Source organism: Corynebacterium sp. HMSC072D12 (genome assembly GCF_001813925.1).
In the GTDB taxonomy this organism is placed as follows: Bacteria; Actinomycetota; Actinomycetes; order Mycobacteriales; family Mycobacteriaceae; genus Corynebacterium; species Corynebacterium aurimucosum.
The window spans coordinates 203,683-225,896 of record NZ_KV814415.1 but is presented as its reverse complement, the minus strand read 5'-3'; the positions used below and the strand labels follow the sequence as shown (position 1 = coordinate 225,896).

Sequence of the window (22,214 nt, the reverse complement as noted above, 5' to 3'; positions counted from 1 at the left end):
CTAAGATAAAGCCCATGCCCACTCCTGATTATATTGTGTCCCTGCGTGAGAAAATCGGCCACGAGCAGCTCTTTTTGCCCGGCGTGACCGCGGTTATTGTGCGGGCCGTGCCTACCGGCTCCGCCATCTGGGAGCTGCCATCGGTCCTGCTTGCTCAGCGTGCCGATACTGGTGCGTGGGGTCCTATCTCCGGTATCTGTGAGCCGGGTGAGGAGATTACGGCGACCGCACTGCGTGAAGTTAAAGAAGAGATTGGTCTTGACGGGCGCATCGAAGCGCTTCTTGGGGTGGGGCAGGTGGGCCCAGTGACTCACCCCAATGGGGACAATTGCATGTTCATGGATACCGCCATTCGCGTTTCCGTGCCGGATGATGCAGAGCCGGTCATCTCCGACGAAGAAAACCTTGTCGCGCAGTGGTTCTCCGTGGCGCAGATGCCGACGTCCGTCAGTGCCCGCCACCGCATGATCATCGGGGATGCAGTGGCGCAGATGAAGCACCCGCAGGGCTTCCGCCCGCGGATGGGCTACGTTAAGCGCACTTAAACTCCAGCGCAGTGCCGTTTTCTGAGGAGCTTGCCTGTGGGTTTAGAGTGTTGGAGTTGCCGTAAAATATCATCAGAAACGCATGATATGGGTTGATGCTGCCGGTGATGCTCGATAGCTTCGGGGCCATGATTTCACGCACACTGAAGAAAGTAACCACTGCAACCGCGTTCGTCGCTCTCGCCGGCGGCGTCCTGGGTGCCGGTACCGCCGGTGCGCAAGAGATGTCCTCCGTCGACTCCGTGAAGAACAGCCAGATTCAGGAGCTGAGCTCGCGTCTGTTCGGTGACTCCTTCTCCTCCTCCAAGGATTCGGAAGCACCGGAAGGCTCTGGCTTGATTGAGAAGTACGAAGACGTTGACGGCCTGCAGGAGAAGCTGCCGGCTGACGAGGCCCAGAAGGTTCTCAACGGTACTTTCACCGCAAAGAAGAACCCGGATATCTCCGTGACCTTCAATGAGGATGGCACGCTGAACTTCAACGATGGCTGCAATTCCGGTGGTGGTAGCTACACGCTGGATCAGACCGATGCCATCGTGGTGGAGAACCTGAATTCTACGATGCGTGCCTGCGGCCCGGATGAGATGGCCGATGCCGATGCGCTCAACGCCATCCTCTCCGCCAAGCCAGTGGTCATCCCCGTAGAGGGCAATACCTTTGCGCTGGGCAGCCAGGGCCAGGTCATTCAGTTTGAGAAGGCCGAGAACTAAGGCTTCCTAAGCATCCAGATTTTCGCGTGGCGGGGCTAGTCCGAGACTGGGCTGGCCCCGCTTCGCTGTGCGCGCCGGCCTTCGATGAGCCAGCTAATGAAGCGGCAGGAGCAGGCAGACCAGTGCGTGATGAGGAGTACCGGGATGCTGAGCGCGATGAGGTCTAGGAGCTCAGAGCCATTCACCAGCGCTACCTGGTGCCCGCCCATGCTGATTGTTCCCGGTGGGAAGGTGCACGCCCACCACGCGGGCGAGTAGTCCACCCAGCGAGCCACGTTGGGGTAGAAGGTGACCATGGCATAGAGCGCGAGGGGAATGGCGATCACCATGGCGGTCAGCCCGTAATAGACAGAGAAAGTGCCGGGGTAGAGAATCTGCATCGCGGTGGTGGATTGGCCCACCACGCCCAGCGGAACCCAGGCCGTCGCGGAGTTGGCGCCGGTGAGATTGACCTTGCCCTGCCAGGCGGCCCAGTACACGCGGATGAAGATGGGGACCGCCGTAGAAAGCGACATGACAAAAAGAACCGTGCCCATGACGTGGTATGCATGGCCATAGTCCAAGGCGAGGAAGCCGGCTACGGAGGAGGAAATCATGGGGCCGACCAGCGGCAGGCCCCAGGTAAACCGCGGCTGGCCGTCGAAGCGGGTGAGCTGAATAGCCCAGGTGATGACGGTGACGGGGCCGCCTATCCAAAAGCCCACTAGACGGAATGTTCCGATATCCGTCAAACCCGACAGTGCTGCGCCGAGCGCCAGGATGCCGATGAAGTACATGGACCATTCCGCCATGGAGGTCCGGGCAAAGCTGGGCTGGCGGTAGACCGCGAAACCTACTGTCAGCACGAGGAGGATGACGCAGGACAGTGCTGCGAAGATAGCAGAACCTGTTAGCATGCCTTCCTCAACGAGCAGCCGGGAGACGATGGAGGTACCCATGAGGCTGCCGCCCCACGCGGGGCCGGGCGGTGGCAGTTGGCGGAATTTCTCAGTCACAGCTGGCATGGTAGCTGCATCCACCAACTACTGTCCTATTGCTGTGCTGAACTTTGCGGAATCGGTCTCTTGTGGGGTGGGCAACCTGCCCGTATATGCCTGCTAGCTTTGAGGATCGGGCTCGCGGGGTTACGGAAGCTTGGGTTTGTTATAGGTTTGAGTCAGGTCCTTCAGGCACATCCGCGCGTCGGGCCTGTATAGCCGGCATGTACCACGTTACAACGGCTGCCAGGATAGCCACTGCGGAAGCGCTCCATGTGAGAAACTCATCTGGGGTAAACCACCATGCGGTTACAGCGAGTACACCGAGCACGAGCCATAAAGCGGGGATAAGGGGGCTAGGGTTTTCCGCCCATGGTTCTTGGGGGAACCGGCTACGCGCTTCGGTACGGATGCGCCGGGGAGTTTTTCGGGAAAGCGCCCAAACGCAGCCGACAACAAACACCAGCCCTGCGCCAGCGATGAGTAGGTCTCCCTTCACTCCGCCGAACATGAAAACGCCGACGGCGAATGCTAAAGCCACGCGTTCCGACAAGGTAGGGGGGAACTTTTGGGTCGGATCTACGTCTGGGTAGATGCTCCTGAAGATAGCTGTGTGGGGGTGGCTGTGCATGCTGTTTTCTCCCGTTTGGTTGATTTGTTGACAAACCTGTTACTTTAGGCCAGGATTACCTAACCAAGGTAAGCCTAGCCTATAGCTTTATCTGGATGAAACAAGGTTCTCAACATGATTCGCAATCTCTGGCGCTCAGCATGCGGTGTGATAATCGCAGCTCCCCTCGCTCTCGGTGCCGTTCCATTTTTTAACACTGTCCCAGTAGCCCACGCAGAGACTTCCTGCACGTGGAACTGGGGGATCAAGCAATCCTTCCGAAGCTACATCAAGGGCAATATCGCCCGCGGCGGCTGGGGCGCCAGCGGTATCGGCTTTAGCGGTGATGAAAAAGGCAACGGTGCGTTTGTGTTCCAAGCCGGCGCGCCCACGGCCTCTGGCGGTACAGTCACCATCCCGTTCCAAGGCACGCTGAACTTCACAGGACATGACGGGGTTCTCGACATGACAATGTCGGACTTCAAGGTCATTGCTTCCGGTGACCAAGCAAAAGTGACGGTTGACTACGTTTCTTATGAACTGAACCGAAGCAACTACACCCGCGGGGCCCAGATTCAAGGCGACGATGAGGTCATCGCCACCATTAATCTGCAGGAGCCTGTCAAAGACAACGGCTCGGCAGTGAACCTGGCAGGAACCACGTCCCTTAGTGCCGGGGGAGTCAAGCTTTTCACGGGCTTCTATGAGCAGGGTGAAAAACTCGATCCTTCCTCAGGCACCATTGCGTTGGATGGATCCTGCTCTGGTTCTGGCGGCTCAGGCGGCAATGGATCTGGCTCGAAACGGAAGCTGAACTCTATTACCGGCACCTTTACGGGCTTCAACAAGGAAGCCATGGCTATTTTGTCCGAAACCAATGACACCATGAACGGTATCACCACGTTTATGGGCAATACTCAGGCTTTCTTGGATGAGTTGGACTCATTCAAGAAGCGGGGCGACACCAACTCGGCGGCTTCCGGAGCGTCGGCTAGCGCATCATCTGGAACCTCCACCACTGGTAGCACCACTACTTCGGGCCTCAGCGGCAACGACCTTCCAGAAACAGTGGCAGCTGGCAGCGGAAACAGTAGTGGAGCATCAACAGCTGGCGCGTCGAACTCCGGCGCTACGGGTGCGACGGGCTCGGCGGACTCTTCGTCTGGAGCATCCGGTGCAGCCAACGAAACCTGCCAAGCCACCGGTGTGACCCAAGCTACGGCGCAGTGGGGAGTGAAGAAGTCATTCCAGTCCTATATCACCGGCTCCATTGCGCAAGGAAAATGGGAACTCTCGGGAGTCGGATACAGCAATAGTAGATTCCAGTTTTCCGGCAACTCAGGCGCAGTTAAGGACGGCGCGGGTTCCGTGCGCTACGGCGGAAGCATCCAGTTCACCGGCCACCACGGCAAGCTCGACCTCAATATTGCGAACCTAGAAATCTCCTTCAACGGTAAAACCGGAAAACTAATCGGCGACGTGCGCTCCTCCAACATGGAAGGCGAGAAGAAGGACTTCGGACGCACCGCCATCGCCGACTTGAATTTCACGTCTCTGGATGTGGGAACAGATGCCGTATCGGGTGAAGCAACAGTATCCCTGACTGACGTTGGCTCCAAGGCATTCGCCGAATTCTATGAGCCTGGAACCCAGCTCGATCCGCTAAGTTTCAACGCCAGCCTGGGCGGAAACGCTGATTGCAACGACGCTAACGGCAGCACTAGCAGCGGAGGCTCGTCCAGCGCGGGAGATAGTGCCGGCTCTGGGGCGAAGAGCAACGGTGGCGTCAACTCCGACGCTGTGGAAAACGCACTAGCCAGTGACTCCTCGCAGGGCTATGAAGATGGCTCAAAGAAATTCCAGATCAAGTCCGCGAGCTCCGCGAACGGCACCACAGATGACCCAGTTACCTACCTCCTCCTGTTCATCGCCGGGCTCATTATCGCCGGAGGCTCCACCAGCCGCCTCATTATGAACAACTCCTAGAAAGATGGCCGTGAAACTACTCCTACGTTTCCTTATCCCGCTTCTGTGCATTGTGGGACTGACAGCCTGTGGCGTACAAGGAAGCTATACAGACCAGCTACCAGAACCGCAGGACCTCTCCGACCCTCGCTCGTTCGAAGGCGTTACTGAGGTCAGTGACTTCGTCGATATCGAGCCCGTAAGCACAAATGCCCAGCCCGCCCTTCCCGTGGAACTTACTGACGCTGATGGTTATGACGTCTCCGTCACGGACGTCTCGCGGATTCTGGCGCTGGATATTTATGGGACCTACACCAAAACGCTGAGTGGATTGGGGCTCGCGGACAATATCGTTGGCCGCACCGTCTCTTCCACTGAACCGAATCTGGCGGACCGTCCTGTTGTGACTGAAGGCGGCCACAATATCAATGTTGAGGCAGTCCTGGAACTTAACCCGACGCTCGTTATCGTGGACCACTCCATTGGGCCCCGTGATGCGATCGATCAGATCCGTGAAGCAGGCGTGACCACTGTGGTTATGGAACCGCAGCGGACCATCGACTCGGTTGACGAAGACATCATCACGCTGGGTGAAACCGTCGGGCTTCCGGACGAGGCCCGCAAGTTATCAGAGCGCTCCATCAAGGAAATAGATGAGGCGAAGGAAGCCATTAAGGCCATCTCCCCCGAGGAGCCAATGCGTATGGCCTTCCTCTACGCCCGTGGAAACGGCGGCGTGTTCTTCATCATGGGGGAGGGGACCGGTGCCCAGGACCTCATCGAAGGAATTGGAGGAGTCGACCTCGCTGCGGAGAACCACCTTTCTTATGCCGAACCTGCTAATGCAGAAGCGCTGGCCCGCATCAACCCGGAGGTCATCATCATGATGACCGATGGATTGAAATCCACAGGGGGAATTGACGGTCTGCTGGAACGCCCTGGTGTGGCTCAGACCATCGCTGGCCAAAAGCAGCGCATCGTCACCATCCCCGACGGTCAATCCTTGGCCTTCGGCCCTATGACCGGTCAGACGTTGGTCAAACTCGCAAAGGCTGTCTATGACCCAGATAATGCATAGCGACGTCTTCACACGGCGCCGTACTCAGCGGATATCAGTTTTCATACTTTTAGCAGTGCTTGCTGTTCTAGCAGGGCTCATCTCGATCGTCCTCGGACAGTACTACATCTCGCTTTCGGATCTGTTCCCGATTCTCGCTTTTGGGCCGAGCCAAGAGTCCCTCACAGCCAGCGTGGTCTGGAGTATTCGCCTACCGCGGTTAGTTCTGGGGCTACTCGTAGGTGCTGCTCTAGGCGTCGCGGGCACATTGATGCAAGCCATCTTTGCCAATCCTTTGGCGGAGCCATCCATCATCGGTGTGACCTCCGGTGCAGGTGTGGGGGCGGCTGTAGCGATCGTCTTCAACCTCACCTTCGCGGGAACTTTCACTGCGCCAGCGTTGGCTTTCTTAAGTGCGTTACTAGTTACCTTCATCATCTACCAGCTTGCACGCCACAATGGCCGCGTCACGGTGGTTAACCTGATCCTCACGGGTATCGCCATTAATGCCGTGTGCAATGCCATCATCTCCTTCATGGTGTACCTAGCACCGACCGCCAACCGGGAAGCCATCATTTTCTGGCAGATGGGTTCCTTCAACGGCTCCCAGTGGAAGCACGTATGGGTAGTTCTTCCCGTTGTCCTCGTTGGTCTTGCGGTAGCCCTGTGTTTAGGAAGGCAGCTTGACATTCTTGCGCTGGGCGAACGCGCCGCTGCACACACTGGAGTAGATGTGCCTATGTTGCGCATAGTGGCAATTGTGACATCCGCAGTGCTTACCGCAGCGGCTGTCTCCTTCGCTGGTCTCATCGGCTTTGTCGGGCTCATCGTTCCCCATTTGTTGCGCAGCATCGTGGGACCGCAAAACCATATCCTTATTCCTGCATCCGCCCTAGGCGGCGCGGTGCTCATCGGCTTTGCGGATGTGGCAGCACGAACCTTGATTCCCTTTGCAGACCTCCCAATCGGTATTTTTACCGCTCTCGTTGGTGGACCGACCTTCTTTGTCTTGTTGCGGCGCATGATGCGAAAGGGGGTGCACTGATGCTGAGCGTAGACAACCTCACTGTCCACGTGGATGGACATACCCTCGTTGACAGCGTGACCTTTAAAGCCCAACCAGGCGAGGTTACCGGTCTGATTGGCCCGAATGGTGCAGGGAAGTCAACGGTCCTCGGTGCGGTCGCGGGTGATATCGACTTCTCCGGTGAAATTCGCATCGGTGGTCTGTCGCCTAAAGCCCCACCCCGTGAGCTTGCACGTCAACGTGCGGTGATGCTTCAGGATGTCGCGGTGTCCTTCGAATTTCTGGTACGCGATGTCGTAGCGATGGGGCGACGCCCGTGGGGCGGAACGCCCCAGGCCAAACTCGACGATCAGTTTATCGAAGCCGCCCTCGAAACAGCGGGCGTTGCTCATCTTGCAGGAAGAGATATCAGCACGCTTTCCGGTGGTGAACGCGCGCGGGTGGCCTTTGCACGTGTCCTTGCGCAGAATGCACCGATAGTTCTGTTGGATGAACCGACAGCGGCCCTCGACATCCGCCACCAAGAACAGCTCCTGGGCTCTGTAAAAGCCCTGTCCCGTGAGGCAGGAGTAACCGTAGTTGTGGTGCTCCATGACCTGAACGCGGCAGCTGCATATTGCGATCACATCGTGTGCGTCTCATGCGGGGGGATCGCAGCTCAAGGGCGCGTGGCGGAGGTTTTTACCGGCGCCACCTTGTCTGAGGTGTACGGCTGGCCAATCTCCGTCAACGAGCTGCAGGTGCAACCGCAGCGCGCCACGCCCACAATCAATCCACTTTTCTCGCATCAACTGGAGGACTTCCATGTTTAAAAAAATCCTGGTGACCGCTATCGCAGCGACGGCGATTACCGTGCCGCAGGCTACCGCGGCAGAAGCAGAATCCTGCACCATCGAATCCGGCAATTTCAATTGGGGTGTCAAGCACTCCTGGCGCTCCTACATCAAGGGACGAATTGCTAACGGTGGCTGGGAGACGACCGGAGCGGTGAAGGAAAACGGAGACCCTACGGGCGGTGATTTCACCTTCGGTTTCGAAGTCGATCCGGAAGCGTCCACAGTCTCGGTGGACGAGGCAGGAAATGTGACTGCATCGAAGATCAAGGCTAAAGATTCTTCGATTACGTTCACTGGCCACCACGGAGCACTGTACTCCAAGATGACCAACCCATTCGTGCAGACCGAAGGCGATAAGGCCCAGCTCGGCTCCGGCTACGAGGCCTACTTTGTTGAAGGCAAGCACATGACGCAGTACACCCCGGAGGACCGCGTTGAGGCCAACAAGCGCACAGGTGAAGGGGCATTCGGTCACGGTAAGGCACAGTGGAACAAGGACGGGGATACTCTCACGCTTTCGGCTTCCGACGTTATGTACGAGCGGCAGCCCGGAACGAACGATTCTGGTGACGTCGAGGGCGTTGACTTCCTGTTCATGGGTATGTACAGCCATGACTACAACCCCGAGGTGGATAGCGCGCAGCTGACCCTCAAGCTCGCCCCGGGCTGTGGCCAGAAGAAGGACAATGGCAAGGATCCGTCCGACGGGGAGAAGCCGAATCCCCAGGTTCCGTCCGAGGGGGAGAAGCCGAAGCCCCAGACGCCTTCGGAAGATAAGAACCTTAGCTCGGGTGAGAGCTCCTCTTCTAGCTCGAAGACCACCAACTTCTGGAACTACTTCCTAGGCATTGCGGCTATCGGCAGCATGATCGCAATTCTGTGGCAAGCATTTGTTAAGTCCGGTGCTTTTGACAGTGCCCGTGCCTTCTTTCAGCGATAAGCGCTAAAGCACACCGCTGACAGTTCAAGAGCGACGTAACGGGTGTGGGGTGCCGATAAGAATTGGCGCCGCACACCCACGTCGGCCTAATCCCCTTAATTTTCGATTTTGAGTTTTTCTAACCTCAACTGATTTGTAGTTTTTAAATAACACCGTGGAGAAGAACAGTGAGTACCACTCTCAATAAACCTTTGTCCGTTGCGTTGCGTGAGGCGACTGCGCGTGCGCATGAGAATGCGGAGAATTCGGCATTCATGCAGCGTCTGTTGTCAGGGGAGCTCGACAAGTCAGCCGTGGCTGATTTGGCCGGCCAATTGTGGTTTGTATATGGAGCTCTCGAGAACGCCGTTCGCAGCGTGGCGACTACTCCCATTGCCGGTGCGGTAGCGGATCCACGGCTGGAACGTCGTCAAGCTCTGGAGGTAGATCTAAAGGTGCTCGTCGGCGAAACCTGGCGTGAGGAGATTCGCATTCTTCCAGCGACGAGGACTTATAGCGCGCGCTTAGAAGAAATTGTGGGCAAGCCAGTAGAAGTGGTAGCCCATCACTACGTGCGCTATCTCGGTGATATTTCCGGTGGGCAGGTGATTGCAGCGCGTTTGGGAGCCCATTACGGAGTTCCTCCTGAGGCACTGAACTTCTATGACTTCACTTCGATTGGAAAAATCCCGCCTTATCGTACGGGATACCGCGAGCGCGTGGATAGCCTGGAGCTAAACGTTGAACAGCGTGAAGCTATGCTCTCGGAGGCAGAGCGGGCTTTCAACTTTAATTCGGGTATCTTCGCTGAATTAGGGCGCCTTCATTAGTCGGTGGAACATTAGCCTGCGTAGCCGGTAGCCCCTGTAGTTAGTTTCAGAAGCTGTGCCATTGGGTTTCCGCGCGCTGGGCTCAACATGACACAACCCACGGAATCCGTGAAGGACACCGTGGGTTGTGTCTTTGCACTGAGTGCTAAAAGAATGGGGCAGATACCCACATATCCTTTAGCAGTCGTAGTACATCTCAAATTCCTGCGGAGTCGGGCGCAGGCGGACCGGTGCGATTTCGTTCTCACGCTTGTAGTTGATGTAGGTCTCGATGAGATCCTCGGAGAAGACATCGCCCTCAGTGAGGAACTCGTTGTCCTCCTCAAGCGCTGCGATGGAGGCCTCCAGGGAGGTCGGCGCCTGCGGGATGGACGCAGCTTCTGCCGGCGGCAGCTCGTAGAGGTCCTTATCCACCGGAGCGTGCGGCTCAATGCGGTTCTTGATGCCGTCGAGGCCTGCCATCATCATGGCAGCGAAGCCGAAGTAGGGGTTGCCCGACGGATCCGGCGCGCGGAACTCAATGCGCTTGGCCTTCGGGTTAGAACCGGTAATCGGGATACGGATAGCAGCCGAGCGGTTGCGCTGCGAGTACACCAGGTTGATTGGGGCCTCAAAGCCCGGGACCAGACGGTGGTAGGAGTTCAGAGTGGGGTTAGTGAACGCCAGCACAGCCGGTGCGTGGGTCAAGATGCCGCCGATGTAGTAACGCGCCATATCAGACAGACCGGCGTAGCCAGCCTCATCGTGGAAGAGCGGCTTGCCGTCCTGCCACAGGGACATGTGGGCGTGCATACCGGAACCATTATCGCCGGCCAGCGGCTTCGGCATGAAGGTTACGGACTTACCGAACTGCTCAGCGGTGTTCTTGATGATGTACTTGAAGGTCTGAATATCATCAGCCGCGTGCAGCAGGGAGTTGAAGCGGTAGTTGATCTCGTTCTGGCCGCTGCCCACCTCGTGGTGGAAGCGCTCGATAACAAAGCCTGCCTTCTGCAGCTGCTCCACCATGGCATCGCGGACCTCGCCGTGCTTGTCGACGGGCGCCGTAGGGAAGTAGCCGCCCTTCACGCGAGTCTTGAAACCGGTGTTCGGGGTGCCATCGAAGTTGGTCTCAGAACCGCGGTTCCACCAGCCCTCATCGGTATCAACCTCGTAGAAGCCGTTGTGTACGTCGGTGCCGTAGCGAACGGAGTCGAAGATGTAGAACTCAGCCTCGGCGCCGAAGTTACAGGTATCCGCGATGCCGGTGGAGGCGAGGTACTCCTCAGCCTTGCGCGCGATGTTGCGCGGGTCGCGGCTGAAAGGCTCCAGGGTAAACGGGTCGTGGACGAAGAACTTGATGTTCAGGGTCTTCGCGGTGCGGAAAGGATCCACGAAGGCGGTCTTCGGATCCGGCAGCAGCGTCATATCGGACTCATCGATGGTGGTGAATCCGCGGATGGAAGAACCATCAAAAGCGAGGCCTTCGGCAGCTGCGTCCTCAGTAAACTCCTCGGCCGGAATAGAGAAGTGGTGCTCAGTGCCGGGGACGTCCGTAAACCGGATGTCAACGAACTTGACGTCCTCTTCCTTGATGAATGTGATGACGTCCTGGATTGTCTCAAAGGACACGGTGGTCTCCTGTTGGTTGACGTGTAGTACTCCCGACTAGTTTACAGGTATTGGCTGCTTCACTGGGGTGCCTGGGGCACCTAGATGTAAATTTTCTGCTTCGCGGAGCCGACGGCTAGATTGGTGAACATGGCAGATAACAACGACGGCTTTGAGCACGGGCAGTGGCCTGGGCAAACAATGGGCTTGCCCAAGGAGGGGCCAGGTGCCCTGGCTTCTGTAATGCGGCGCACTCTTGGCGTGCTCATTGACTGGATCTTGGCGATGATCATTGCCAATCTTCTTGAGCTCTTTACGGATTCGCTCGGCGGCCCAGCCTTCTTGGGTTATGCAGTGTGGGTAGTCATGGGCATCGTGTGCGGATGGCTCTTCGCTCGCACCCCGGGAATGGCCATGCTGGGTATGGGCGTGGCCCGCCTCGACGTGCCGGGTACCTCTGTCGGTTTGTGGCGGGCCGCGGTCCGCACGCTGCTGACTGCTGTGCTCTTCCCCGCAGCGATGGTCGATGCCGACGGCCGCGGCCTCCACGACCGCGCCACCGGCACCGCCGTCATCATGGCCTAAAGCTTGTTCAGCGCCAGCCGGTCGTATCCACTACAAGCTTCGCGCAGGGTATGGGAGCGGATGGCTTTCAGTGAACGGTATCTGGCAAATGGCACCTGACAAAAGGCATCTGTTGTATGGCGTTTTTAGGATTAAAAACGCCATTTAGGCTGTGCAAATGGCGTTTTCAGGGCTGTAGATGCCTTTTGGGAGATGCCAAGTAGAAGGTGCTTGCTGAGCAGAAGATTTTGCTGTGGCCAATGCAGGGAACAAGGCCCAGGGACGTCCTTAAAGCCAATGAAAAAGGGGTCCCTTCCGAGAATCTCGGAAGGGACCCCCTTTGGTATGGAACGAGGTGGTTTATTTGCCGCCCTTGCGCTCCTGCATGCGGCGCATGCGGCGGTTCATGCCCGCCATGTTCTGAGCCTGGCGGGGCATCGGGCCCTTCGGCAGACCCGGAGTAGTACCCGGCAGATCATCCATGGCCTCGATGCGGCGAATGTTCTCGTAGGTCTCGTTTTTATTGTAGTTGCGCGGCAGCTTCATGATGTGAGTGCGCAGCTTGGACACCGGCACCTCATCCTCACCGCTGCCCACGAAGACCTCGTAGACCGGCACGCCGCCAGCTAGGCGGTCAACGCGCTTCTTCAAACGGTTGAGAGTAGGGGCGACGCGCTTGCGGTCACCTTCGACGACGAAGATGACGCCCGAGTTACCAATCACGCGGTGCACCAGATCCTGCTGGCGGGTCGCCGCCACGCCCGGCTTGACCTTCCACACCACGCCCACGGTGTTGCGCAGCTGTTGCTCCAAAGCCCAACCGGCGACACCAGGTTGGTCCTCCACCTTCTTGTACATGTCGCGCTCGAGGCGGCGAGTGAACAGGAACATAGCGAGCATTGCGCCAAGGCCCAAGCCGATGATGAGCATGAACCACTGGCCGTTGAAGAGCAGGCCGATAAGGAAGAAGAGCAAGCCCACACCCAAGAATGCAGCCAGCATGATGGGGATGAGAGCCTTGTCCTGCTTGCGCTGCATGTTGAACGCTTGCCACATCTGTGACCAGTTCTGCTTGCGCTGGGCGCGCTTGGCTGCCCGCTCTTGCTTCTTCGCTTCCTTGAGCGATGCCTTGTCGTCGTTAGCCATGGCTCCTACTTTAGAGGTCAGAGGGTGAAAAAGAGAATCGAACTAGCGAATGGTGGACGCCGCCGAGTTCCGGTTCGCTGCACCGGCTGGGGTCTTGACCATGCGGGTCGTCACTGGGGTCTCCTCGGAGGGGCCGTACTTCTCCAGCAGAGTGGAAGCTTCTTGGGCGGTAGCGCCCTGGGAAGTCTCCGCCAGGTGCTTCAGGTTCTCCGGAAGCTCGAGACCGCGTGCCTCCATGGCTTGCACGTAGAGGCGGCCAGCACGGTAGGAGGAGCGGACCAGCGGGCCAGACATGACGCCGCCGAATCCCAGCTCCTTGGCCAGCTTGGAGTGCTCCACGAACTCCTCCGGGCGCACCCAGCGCTCGATCGGGTGGAAACGCGGACCAGGGCGCAGGTACTGGGTAATCGTGATGATGTCGCAGCCTGCCGAGCGCAGGTCGCGCAGTGCTTCCTCGATTTCTTCGGCGGTTTCGCCCATACCCAGGATGAGGTTGGACTTGGTGATCAAACCAAAGTCGTGGGCCTGGCGGATGACGTCGAGCGAACGCTCATAGCGGAAGGCCGGGCGGATGCGCTTGAAGATGCGCGGCACGGTTTCCAGGTTGTGAGCGAAGACCTCGGGGCGGGCCTCAAAGACCTCCTGGAGCAGGTCCGGCTTACCTGAGAAGTCCGGGGTGAGGTTCTCCACGCCCGTGTGCGGGTTGAGCTCATGAATCTTGCGCACCACCTCGGCGTAGAGCCAGGCGCCCTCGTCGGGCAGATCATCGCGGGTAACACCCGTAATTGTGGTGTAGTTGAGATCCATTTCTTGGATGCTCTCTGCCACACGACGCGGCTCGTCGCGGTCCAATTCCGCCGGCTTGCCAGTAGCGATATCGCAGAAATCACAGCGGCGAGTGCACTTGTCGCCGCCGATGAGGAAGGTAGCCTCACGCGATTCCCAGCATTCATGAATATTGGGGCAGCCAGCCTCCTGACACACGGTGTGCAGGGAAGCACCAGACACGCGAGATTTCATGTCCTCATACCCAGGGCCGGTGCGAACCTGGTTGCGGATCCAACGCGGCTTCTGTTCGATGGGAGACTCCGCATTCTTCTTCTCAATGCGGAGCATCTTGCGTCCTTCAGGCTTAACAGTCACGAAACCTCACTTTAGGTGTTGAACTAGCTCTTTCTAATACAAGCCCTGCGGGTGGTTGCTTTATTCCACCGAGGGTAGCCGCTACTTTTCTTGCGCGGCTTTGCGGGCTTGGCGGGCCTTCTCGTTGGCCACTTTGATGGGATCAGGGGCCGAGGCAAAGGTGTGGTCGGCCACGGTTAGTTCGCCGGAGAGGGCTTTGAGGAGGGCGTTGAGAAGCGGCGCTTCCGCTTCCTCCATGGTCACCGGACGGCCCAGCTCCAGCGACAGCGTGGATACATCCGCATCGTCGATGCCGCAGGCCACGATGTGCTCGTAGTACTCCAAGGTGTTGGTGCAGTTGAGCGCTAGGCCGTGCATGGTCACGCCGCGGGTCACGCGAATGCCCAAGGCGCCGAGTTTACGGTCGCGCTTCGGGGCGGCTGGGTCGGCAGCCTGGGTGGTGGAAGGAACCCATACGCCAGAGCGACCATCGATGCGCCCAGCGGTGCTCACACCGAGTTCGCGGACGGCTTGGATGATGGCCTCCTCAAGGCGGCGGACGTAATCGACAACGTCGACCGGCTCGGCCAGCTTGATAATGGGGTAGACCACCAACTGGCCCTCGCCGTGCCAGGTGATGCGCCCGCCACGGTCTACATCAATGACCGGCAGGCCATTATCAGGCATATCCTCCGGCTGCGTGCGCTTGCCAGCGGTGTAGACGTTGGGGTGCTCCACCACGAGGATGACATCACCCTGCGTACCCGCCGCCCGCGCCGCCGCGAGCTCAGCCTGCAGATCCCAGGCCTCTTGGTAGCCCATGCGGCCCAAGCGGCGGATCTCCAGTGGCTTATCGGAAGCGCGGATGGAGCGATCAGCGGGAAAGAAAGGTTCGCGGGGAGCAGTCATGAACCCAATCCTAAACCCCGCGAGAAATCAGCCCGAAAGGGGCTGAGTCTGCGCTGCTCAAGCGTTGTTTTAGTCAACGCCGTTGGCGGAGGCGTACTCGTCGGCGGTCATCAGCTCGCCGACCTCGGTGACCTCTACCTCGAAGAGCCAGCCCTCACCGAAGGGATCGTTGTTGATGACTGCGTAGTCATCGTGCACGCCCTCATTGACGGCGGTCACGGTGCCGGTGACCGGGGAGTAGAGGTCAGACACGGACTTGGTGGACTCGACCTCGCCGCAGGTCTCGCCGTGCTCGACGGTATCGCCCACGGCAGGCAGCTCAGCGAAGACGACCTCACCCAGGCGGTCGGTGGCCACGGAGGTGATGCCGATACGGACGGTAGAACCAACGACGGAGTCAGCGGTGGCGTTGATCCACTCGTGGTCCTCGGAGTAGGAGAAATCGGAAGGAAGATTAGCCATGAGAAGGGGTGTCCTTTCGGTAGTTGACTTCAGTAGTGGAGTTTACTTATCGCGCTTGTAGAAGGGCAGCGCGGAGACTTCGAAGGGGTAGCGCTTGCCGCGGATATCCACCTCGACGGCCGCACCCGGCTCGAGTCCAGCGGCGGTATCGATGAGCGCGAGTGCTACCGGGTGCCCCAGGGTGGGGGAGGGCTGACCAGATGTCACCGTGCCCACCTTGTTCTCACCCACGTAGACCTCGGAGCCGGCACGGGCGGCGCGGCGCTGGGAGGAGACAAGTCCGGTGATAACGGCCTGCGGGCCCTCCTCAGCGCGCTGGCGCAGCACCTCAGCGCCCACGAAGTCCTGCTCCTTCTTGGCAAAGGCGCGGGACATTCCGGCCTCCACTGGGGTGATATCGCGGGTGAGCTCGTTGCCGTAGAGCGGCATACCAGCCTCCAAGCGCAGGGAGTCGCGCGCTGCCAAGCCGCAGGGCTTGATGCCGTATTCCTCGCCGGCCTTGAGCAGCTCTTCCCACAGCTCCGGGGCATCGGAGTTGTAGACGATGAGCTCGAAGCCGTCCTCGCCGGTGTAGCCGGTGCGGCAGATAAATGCATACTTGCGGGCCACCTTGCCGGTCATCGCGGCGTAGTAGGGCAGGTCCATCACGGCCTGCTGCTTGGTGTCTTCTACCAACGGGGCGAGGATCTCCAGCGCCTTCGGGCCCTGGACAGCAATCATGGCCACGTCGCGGGACTCGTTCTTCAGGTCCACGTCGAAGCCCTCGGCGCGCTGGTTAAGCGCCTCCCACACGGTGTCGGCGTTTCCGGCGTTAGGGACGACGAGGAACTTGGTCTCCTCCAAGCGGTAGGTGATGAGGTCATCAATGATGCCGCCGTCCTCAGCACAGATCATGGAGTACTTTGCCTTGCCCTCCTTGAGGGGGGCGAGGTTGGAGATGAAGCAGTAGGACAAGAACTCGGCGGCGTCCGGGCCGTTGACCCAGATTTCACCCATGTGGGAGAGGTCGAAGAGGCCCGCGGCATTACGCACCGCGCGGTGCTCCTCAAGCTCGTTGTCATACTTCAGCGGCATCTCCCACGGCCCGAAGGGCGTGAAGGTAGCGCCGAGTTTCTCGTGCTCGGCATGCAGCGGGGAGTGCAGGTAGTCAGTCATTGATTAAACCTCCTGGTTGTCGTCGGAGTAGTCAAAAGCCTCTGGCGGCGGGCAGGTGCACACCAGGTTGCGGTCACCGTAAGCCTCGTCGATGCGGCGTACCGGCGGGAAGTACTTATTAGCCCGCAGGGAGGTCACCGGGTAGGCAGCCTGCTGGCGGCTAAAGGCATAGTTCCACTCGTCGGCAGCGACGGATTCGGCGTTGAACGGCGCGTGGTGGATGACGGAGTCCTCGTAGGCCACCTTGCCGTCGATGATCTCCTGGATTTCGGCGCGGATGGAACGCATGGCTTCGATGAAGCGGTCCAGCTCACCTAGGTCCTCGGACTCGGTCGGCTCCACCATGAGGGTGCCGGCCACCGGGAAGGACAGGGTCGGCGCGTGGAAGCCGTAGTCCACGAGGCGCTTGGCCACATCAGCGGCGGTGACGCCGGAGGCGTCGGTCAGCTCGCGCAGGTCAAAGATGCATTCATGCGCCACCAGGCCGGCATTACCCGTGTAGAGAACGGGGAAGGAATCCTTCAGGCTCTGCGCCAGGTAGTTCGCGCCGAGGATGGCGTGGCTCGTGGCCTCCGTGAGCCCTTGCGAGCCCACCATGGCCAGATAAGACCAGGAAATCGGCAGCACGCCGGCCGAGCCGTAGCGCGATGCGGTGGACGGCACGCCGGTGCCTTCTGCGGCCGGCTGTGTGGGGTCCAGCTGGGGATCGTTGGCATCCGTCGGCAGGAAAGGTACCAAGTGCTTGGCGACGCCCACCGGGCCCACGCCCGGGCCACCTCCGCCGTGCGGGATGGTGAAAGTCTTGTGCAGGTTGAGGTGGGAGACATCGCCACCGAAAGCACCCGGACGGGCCCAACCGGCCAGCGCGTTCATGTTCGCGCCGTCGATGTAGACCTGGCCGCCTGCCGCGTGGACCTTGTCGCAGACCTCGCGCACTTCCGGGTCGAAGACGCCGTGGGTGGAGGGGTAGGTAATCATGATGCCGGCGACGTGCTCACCGTGCTGCTCGAGCTTGGCATCGAGGTCAGCAACATCAATGGAGCCGTCGTCAGCGGTCTTGACCACTACAACGCGCAGGTTGGCCAACGTCGCCGACGCGGCGTTGGTGCCGTGTGCCGAGGCAGGGATGAGGATGACATCGCGGCCATGGTCGCCGTTGGCCACGTGGTAGCGGCGGATGGCCAACAGGCCTGCCAGCTCGCCTTGGGAACCAGCATTTGGCTGGATGGAAACCTGCGCGTAGCCGGTGATTTCGGCGAGCCAGGACTCGAGTTCGTCGATCAGCGCGCGCCAGCCAGCGGTGGTTTCCTCCGGGGCATAGGGGTGGATGCCCGCGAACTCCGGCCAAGAGATGGGTTCCATGGCGGAGGTGGGGTTGAGCTTCATCGTGCACGAGCCCAGCGGGATCATCGTGCGGTCGAGTGCTAAGTCCTTATCCGCCAGGGTGCGCAGGTAGCGCAGCATCTGGGTCTCGGAGTGGATGGAGTTGAAGATCTCGTGCTGCAGCGGCTCCTCGGAGCGCTGGACGGAGGACGGAATCTCGAAGGAGGCGGCGGTCGCCGCAGCGGAGTCCGCGGCGCCGAAGGCAGCGGCCAGGGTGGTGACATCCTCGTGGGTGGCGGACTCGCCGAAGGAAACAGAAACCTTATCCGCTCCGATGACGCGCACCAGGTAGCCCTGTTCCTGCAGCTGGGTCTTGATAGCGGCGGCATCCACGCCGGTGACGGTGACGGTGTCGAAGAAGTCGCGGGAGACAATCTCCTTGCCTGCGCCGGTGACTGCCGCGGCGAAAGCAGAAGCGCGGTCATGCACGCGCTGGGCAATTTCCTTCAGCCCCTTCGGGCCATGGTAGACCGCGTACATGGAGGCCACGTTGGCCAGGAGGGCCTGGGCAGTACAGATATTGGAGGTGGCGCGCTCGCGGCGGATGTGCTGCTCGCGGGTCTGCAGCGCCAGGCGGTAAGCGGGGCGGCCGGCAGCGTCCTTGGACACGCCCACGATGCGGCCCGGCAGCTGGCGCTTGAGCTTATCCGTGACGGACATGAAGGCTGCGTGCGGGCCGCCGAAGAAGAGTGGGACACCGAAGCGCTGCGAGGAGCCGAGGACAACATCTGCCCCCATCGACCCCGGGGCTTCCAGAAGGAGCAGCGACAGCGGGTCAGCCACGACGGCAGCTAGGGCGCCGCGGGTGTGCAGCTCCTCGATGGCGGCGCGAGGGTCGACGATATCGCCCTCGGTTCCCGTGTAGGCCAGAACTGCACCGACGAGGTCTTCGCCGACGATGCCATCGCGGACATCAGCAATCTCGACCTCCAGCTCGATGGCCCGGGCGCGCTCGGCGGCCACGGCCAGCACCTGCGGGTGCAAGCGCGAATCCAACAGCACGCGGCGGCCCTTCTTGACCGCGCGGGCCATCAGGCCGACGGCTTCGGCGGTGGCAGAGGCTTCGTCGAGAAGCGAGGCGTTGGCGATAGGAAGGCCGGTCAGGGACTCAATCATGGTCTGGAAGTTCAGCAGGGCTTCGAGACGACCCTGCGAAATCTCCGGCTGGTAGGGCGTGTAGGCGGTGTACCAGCCGGCATCCTCCAGCAGGCCGCGGCGAATGACCGCCGGGGTGAGGGTATCGGAGTAGCCCTGGCCATAGAAGGACTTCAGCACGACGTTCTGGGAGGCGTACTCGCGTAGCTTCGCCTGCGCATCATCTTCGCTCAAAGCCTCCGGGAGGTTGAGCGCCTCGGTGGCGCGGATGGAGGTCGGTAGGGCAGCATCGACAAGCGCGTCCACGCTGTCGTAGCCCACTGCCTTGAGCATCGTCTCACGCTCGGCTGCATCCGGGCCGAGGTGACGAGAGATGAAATCCATATGGTGAATCTCCTTCGTGGCGTTAGTTTGTGTGACCTAAACTGCCCCAAGTATAAGGCGTATGCCATGACATTAACCCCGGTTACCCCTGATTCGGAGATGCAGCGGCACGGCAGTCAGCGCCGCGACCGCGAGTCCAATGATGAAGGCGGTGGAATAGCCTGTGATAGGGCCCAAAAGGGAGAGGATGAAGGGGGCAAAGAAGCCTAGATAAGTTAGCGAATAAAACACCCCCGTTGCTGCCCCGAGCTCCGCTGGGTCGGCGATGGCTTGGGTTTCTGCGAGCCCGCTGAGCATGCCAATTCCATAGGAGCTACCCATGATAATGGCTGCGAGAGGCAGGAGGAATACTGCCCAGCCGTGGTGTGCTGACACGACGACGATGAGACACAGCACCATGCCTAGTGCGGCCAGCACCATGCCGTGGAAGGCGTTAACCCGGATACGTCCCGCCAGCTGTTGGATGACCACGCCGCTGCCCATGGTGAGCAGCGCACACAATCCGGCGATGAGAATGGGGTGGCGCAGATGCTCACTGAGCTGTGCGGGCAGGAACACGAAAGCGGTGGTGGCGGAGCCGAAGACCCACGGCGCGTAGGCCACGACGGGTAGGTAGCTAGGAGTAATCAGGCTTGTCGGTATGAAGGCGCGCCGCTGCGTCTGCGGTGTTCTGGTTCGCTTTTCGGGCACCGTCCACACGAGTGGGACCACGACGAGGGCAAGTGCGATGTGTAATAGATAAGGCAGGACGGTGGGCCAGGGAAGGAATTCCGCGGCGATGCCAGCGACTCCAGGCGCGGAGGCGAAGCCGGCCGACAGAGCGACGGATGAACGCTTGGCGCCCACGCTGAGGTGGGTGCTGAGCTCCTTGATCCACGCAGCGCCGGAAGACATGGCCAGTCCCACCGCAGCCCCGGCACACAGGCGGCCAATCAACAAGGGGAGGAAGGCGCCGCCTGCGCCAGCGAGGAAGACCAGTGAGCCAGCAGTGGTGGTGAGGACGGCTGGGCGCATGACGGCGCGGCGCCCCAGCGAATCCGAAAGCGGGCCGCCAATGAAGAGAGCCACCATGATGCCGAGGGCATAAATGCCAAAGAGGAAGGTCGTCTGCAGAACTCCCAGATCCGTGGTGACTTGGTAGACCACGACCATAGGGGCGAAAAGATTGGCGCCGCACGCGACGAGGAACATGCCTAAAGCGACGCGGAACCACTTCTGAGAAACCATGCGCCACAGTCTAGTGTGCTGAGTCACAGTTAGGCATGGAAATGGAGCAGCGGGGCTCGGAAGGCGCCTATCTGCCAAAGTTATTGAACTCGCCGCAGCATCTGCGGCAACTTTCGTCAGGTAGGCGGGGTGCTGGCATGAGAGCGCTTGTCGCTGGGCCGCCCTGGGCCGCTGTGCGGCGTTGGAGGAGAGAAGCAGCGCGCACAACGACGAAGCTCCCCCGCCGCAGTGGCGGGGGAGCAGCCTCTTAAGAGTTGGAGCCTTGTAAAGACTTAGAGGTCAAGGTCGGCTTCGAAATCAGCGGTCTCGAGGCGGTCCTTGATGGTGGTGATGAAGCGACCAGCGTCGGCACCGTCGACCACCTGGTGGTCGTAGGTGAACGGCAGGTAGCACATCTGGCGGATAGCAATCGCGTCCTGGCCGTCCTCGGTGACGACGACCGCGCGCTTGGTAATAGCGGCGGTGCCCAGGATGCCGGCCTGCGGCGGAACCAGAATCGGGGTATCCAGCAGGGCGCCCTCGGAGCCGATGTTGGTCACGGTGAAGGTTGCACCGGTCAGATCGTTCGGCTTGAGCTTGTTGTTGCGTGCCTTGTCAGCCAGCTCGGCGATCTTCTGGGCAATCTCCGGCAGCGTCAGCTCCTGAGCCTTGTGGATGACCGGGGTCAGCAGGCCGCGCGGAGTATCTACGGCGATGGCCACGTTGACGTCAGCGTGGTAGGTCATCTCCTTGGTCTCCGGGTTGTAGGACGCGTTGACGTTCGGGTGGGAGACCAGAGCCTCGACGGTTGCCTTCACGATGAACGGCAGGAAGGAGAGGTTGGCCTCGTACTTGTCAATGAACGCCTGCTTGGACTGCTTGCGCATATCCCAGATGGCGGTCATATCGACTTCCTGGACGTGGGTCAGCTGAGCGGAGATCTGGAGGGCCTCAACCATCTTGGACGCCGTGATCTCGCGGATACGGTTGACCTTCTGGGTGGTGCCGATGAGCTCCTGCTTCTCCGGATCCACGGACTTGGTGGACCAGCGAGCACGCGGGTTGCTGGAGGAAGCGCTAGCGGAGGAAGCCGGTGCCTCGCCCTCGCCAGCAGCGGCCAGGACGTCCTGCTTGCGGATGCGGCCGCCGACGCCAGTGCCGGAGACGGTGGACAGGTCAACGCCGTGCTTCTCAGCCAGCTTGCGCACCAGCGGGGTCACGTACGGGACGTTATCGCCGTTGTTGACCTTGGTGGAAGTCTCAGAAGTCTTCGGCTCGGAGGACTGGGAAGCAGCAGGCTTCTTCTCTTCTGCCTTCGACGCTTCCTTCTTCTCCTCAGCCTTGGGCTCTTCCTTCTTTTCCTCTGCCTTTTCTTCCTTGGCAGCGGGCTTCTCGGAGGCTGCGGCGGAGCCGTCGCCGACGCGGGCGATGACGGCGCCGACGTCGACGGTGTCGTCTTCCTCGGCGAGGATTTCAACGAGGGTGCCGGCGACCGGGGACGGGATTTCGGTGTCGACCTTGTCGGTGGAGACCTCGAGGAGTGGTTCGTCGACCTCGACGGTGTCGCCGACGGACTTCAGCCACTGGGTAATCGTGCCTTCGGTGACGGACTCACCAAGCTCCGGCATCTCTACGTCGGTGGCGTCACCAGAAGCAGCCGGCTTGTCCTCAGACTTCTCTTCAGCCTTGGGTTCTTCCTTCTTTTCCTCTGCCTTTTCTTCC

The 22,214-nt window shown here is 60.1% G+C and carries 19 protein-coding genes; 9 read left to right on the top strand and 10 right to left on the bottom strand.

The window, feature by feature from the left end; all coding sequences use genetic code 11:
• Positions 1-14 precede the first annotated feature (14 nt).
• Positions 15-545 carry an NUDIX hydrolase gene (locus HMPREF2943_RS10195; RefSeq protein WP_070711485.1) on the top strand — a complete coding sequence of 177 codons (531 nt, stop codon included), beginning with the start codon at positions 15-17 and terminating at the stop codon, positions 543-545.
• 128 nt (positions 546-673) lie between these two features.
• A complete protein-coding gene (locus HMPREF2943_RS10190; protein WP_246817305.1) occupies positions 674-1,255 on the top strand; it encodes an META domain-containing protein in 582 nt (193 codons plus the stop codon).
• A gap of 35 nt (positions 1,256-1,290) precedes the next feature.
• Here HMPREF2943_RS10190 and HMPREF2943_RS10185 read toward each other — a convergent pair whose 3' ends face one another.
• Positions 1,291-2,259, bottom strand: a complete 969-nt coding sequence (locus tag HMPREF2943_RS10185; RefSeq protein WP_083315676.1) for a TDT family transporter — start codon at positions 2,257-2,259, stop codon at positions 1,291-1,293.
• 718 nt (positions 2,260-2,977) lie between these two features.
• Here HMPREF2943_RS10185 and HMPREF2943_RS10175 point away from each other — a divergent pair.
• From HMPREF2943_RS10175 to HMPREF2943_RS10150, 6 genes are all read left to right on the top strand, one after another.
• Positions 2,978-4,828 (top strand): HtaA domain-containing protein, encoded by a 1,851-nt coding sequence (locus HMPREF2943_RS10175; protein WP_070447426.1) that lies wholly within the window; start codon positions 2,978-2,980, stop codon positions 4,826-4,828.
• A gap of 10 nt (positions 4,829-4,838) precedes the next feature.
• The gene (locus tag HMPREF2943_RS10170; protein ID WP_070711523.1) at positions 4,839-5,885 is read left to right on the top strand and encodes a heme/hemin ABC transporter substrate-binding protein; all 1,047 of its coding nucleotides are present in this window, start codon (positions 4,839-4,841) and stop codon (positions 5,883-5,885) included.
• Positions 5,866-6,909: a FecCD family ABC transporter permease gene (locus tag HMPREF2943_RS10165; protein ID WP_070447423.1), complete on the top strand. Its 1,044-nt coding sequence runs from the start codon at positions 5,866-5,868 to the stop codon at positions 6,907-6,909. Before HMPREF2943_RS10170 ends, HMPREF2943_RS10165 begins: the two co-directional genes overlap by 20 nt.
• Complete coding sequence (locus tag HMPREF2943_RS10160) at positions 6,909-7,703, top strand: heme ABC transporter ATP-binding protein (RefSeq protein ID WP_070711483.1); 795 nt, start codon at positions 6,909-6,911, stop codon at positions 7,701-7,703. Before HMPREF2943_RS10165 ends, HMPREF2943_RS10160 begins: the two co-directional genes overlap by 1 nt.
• Positions 7,696-8,667, top strand: coding sequence for an HtaA domain-containing protein (locus HMPREF2943_RS10155; RefSeq protein ID WP_070447417.1), 972 nt, complete (start codon positions 7,696-7,698; stop codon positions 8,665-8,667). Before HMPREF2943_RS10160 ends, HMPREF2943_RS10155 begins: the two co-directional genes overlap by 8 nt.
• A gap of 167 nt (positions 8,668-8,834) precedes the next feature.
• The gene (locus HMPREF2943_RS10150) at positions 8,835-9,476 is read left to right on the top strand and encodes a biliverdin-producing heme oxygenase (protein WP_070447415.1); all 642 of its coding nucleotides are present in this window, start codon (positions 8,835-8,837) and stop codon (positions 9,474-9,476) included.
• A 177-nt stretch (positions 9,477-9,653) separates the two neighbouring features.
• Here the strand turns inward: HMPREF2943_RS10150 and glnA are convergent, their stop codons facing one another.
• Positions 9,654-11,087, bottom strand: coding sequence for a type I glutamate--ammonia ligase (glnA, locus tag HMPREF2943_RS10145; RefSeq protein WP_070447412.1), 1,434 nt, complete (start codon positions 11,085-11,087; stop codon positions 9,654-9,656).
• A 129-nt stretch (positions 11,088-11,216) separates the two neighbouring features.
• Here glnA and HMPREF2943_RS10140 point away from each other — a divergent pair, with 129 nt between their 5' ends.
• Entirely contained in the window at positions 11,217-11,651 is a 435-nt protein-coding gene (locus HMPREF2943_RS10140; RefSeq protein ID WP_070447409.1) for an RDD family protein, read from the top strand.
• Between the two features lie 339 nt (positions 11,652-11,990).
• On the opposite strand, the gene HMPREF2943_RS10135 is transcribed toward HMPREF2943_RS10140, so the two are convergent.
• The 8 genes from HMPREF2943_RS10135 to sucB all read right to left on the bottom strand — a co-directional run.
• Positions 11,991-12,776, bottom strand: coding sequence for a DUF4191 domain-containing protein (locus HMPREF2943_RS10135; protein WP_070643921.1), 786 nt, complete (start codon positions 12,774-12,776; stop codon positions 11,991-11,993).
• Between the two features lie 42 nt (positions 12,777-12,818).
• Entirely contained in the window at positions 12,819-13,892 is a 1,074-nt protein-coding gene (gene lipA / locus HMPREF2943_RS10130) for a lipoyl synthase (protein ID WP_070447403.1), read from the bottom strand.
• Positions 13,893-14,000: 108 nt separating this feature from the next.
• On the bottom strand, positions 14,001-14,807 hold the full coding sequence (gene lipB, locus HMPREF2943_RS10125) for a lipoyl(octanoyl) transferase LipB (protein WP_070711482.1): 807 nt from the start codon (positions 14,805-14,807) through the stop codon (positions 14,001-14,003).
• Positions 14,808-14,876: 69 nt separating this feature from the next.
• Positions 14,877-15,269 carry a glycine cleavage system protein GcvH gene (gene gcvH, locus HMPREF2943_RS10120; protein ID WP_070711481.1) on the bottom strand — a complete coding sequence of 131 codons (393 nt, stop codon included), beginning with the start codon at positions 15,267-15,269 and terminating at the stop codon, positions 14,877-14,879.
• 42 nt (positions 15,270-15,311) lie between these two features.
• Positions 15,312-16,424 (bottom strand): glycine cleavage system aminomethyltransferase GcvT, encoded by a 1,113-nt coding sequence (gene gcvT / locus HMPREF2943_RS10115; protein ID WP_070711480.1) that lies wholly within the window; start codon positions 16,422-16,424, stop codon positions 15,312-15,314.
• A 3-nt stretch (positions 16,425-16,427) separates the two neighbouring features.
• The gene (gene gcvP, locus HMPREF2943_RS10110; protein ID WP_070711479.1) at positions 16,428-19,286 is read right to left on the bottom strand and encodes an aminomethyl-transferring glycine dehydrogenase; all 2,859 of its coding nucleotides are present in this window, start codon (positions 19,284-19,286) and stop codon (positions 16,428-16,430) included.
• A 72-nt stretch (positions 19,287-19,358) separates the two neighbouring features.
• Positions 19,359-20,513 carry an MFS transporter gene (locus tag HMPREF2943_RS10105; RefSeq protein ID WP_070711478.1) on the bottom strand — a complete coding sequence of 385 codons (1,155 nt, stop codon included), beginning with the start codon at positions 20,511-20,513 and terminating at the stop codon, positions 19,359-19,361.
• Positions 20,514-20,785: 272 nt separating this feature from the next.
• Positions 20,786-22,214 (bottom strand): 2-oxoglutarate dehydrogenase, E2 component, dihydrolipoamide succinyltransferase (gene sucB / locus HMPREF2943_RS10100; protein WP_070711477.1); only part of this gene is annotated, 1,429 nt, incomplete at its 5' end.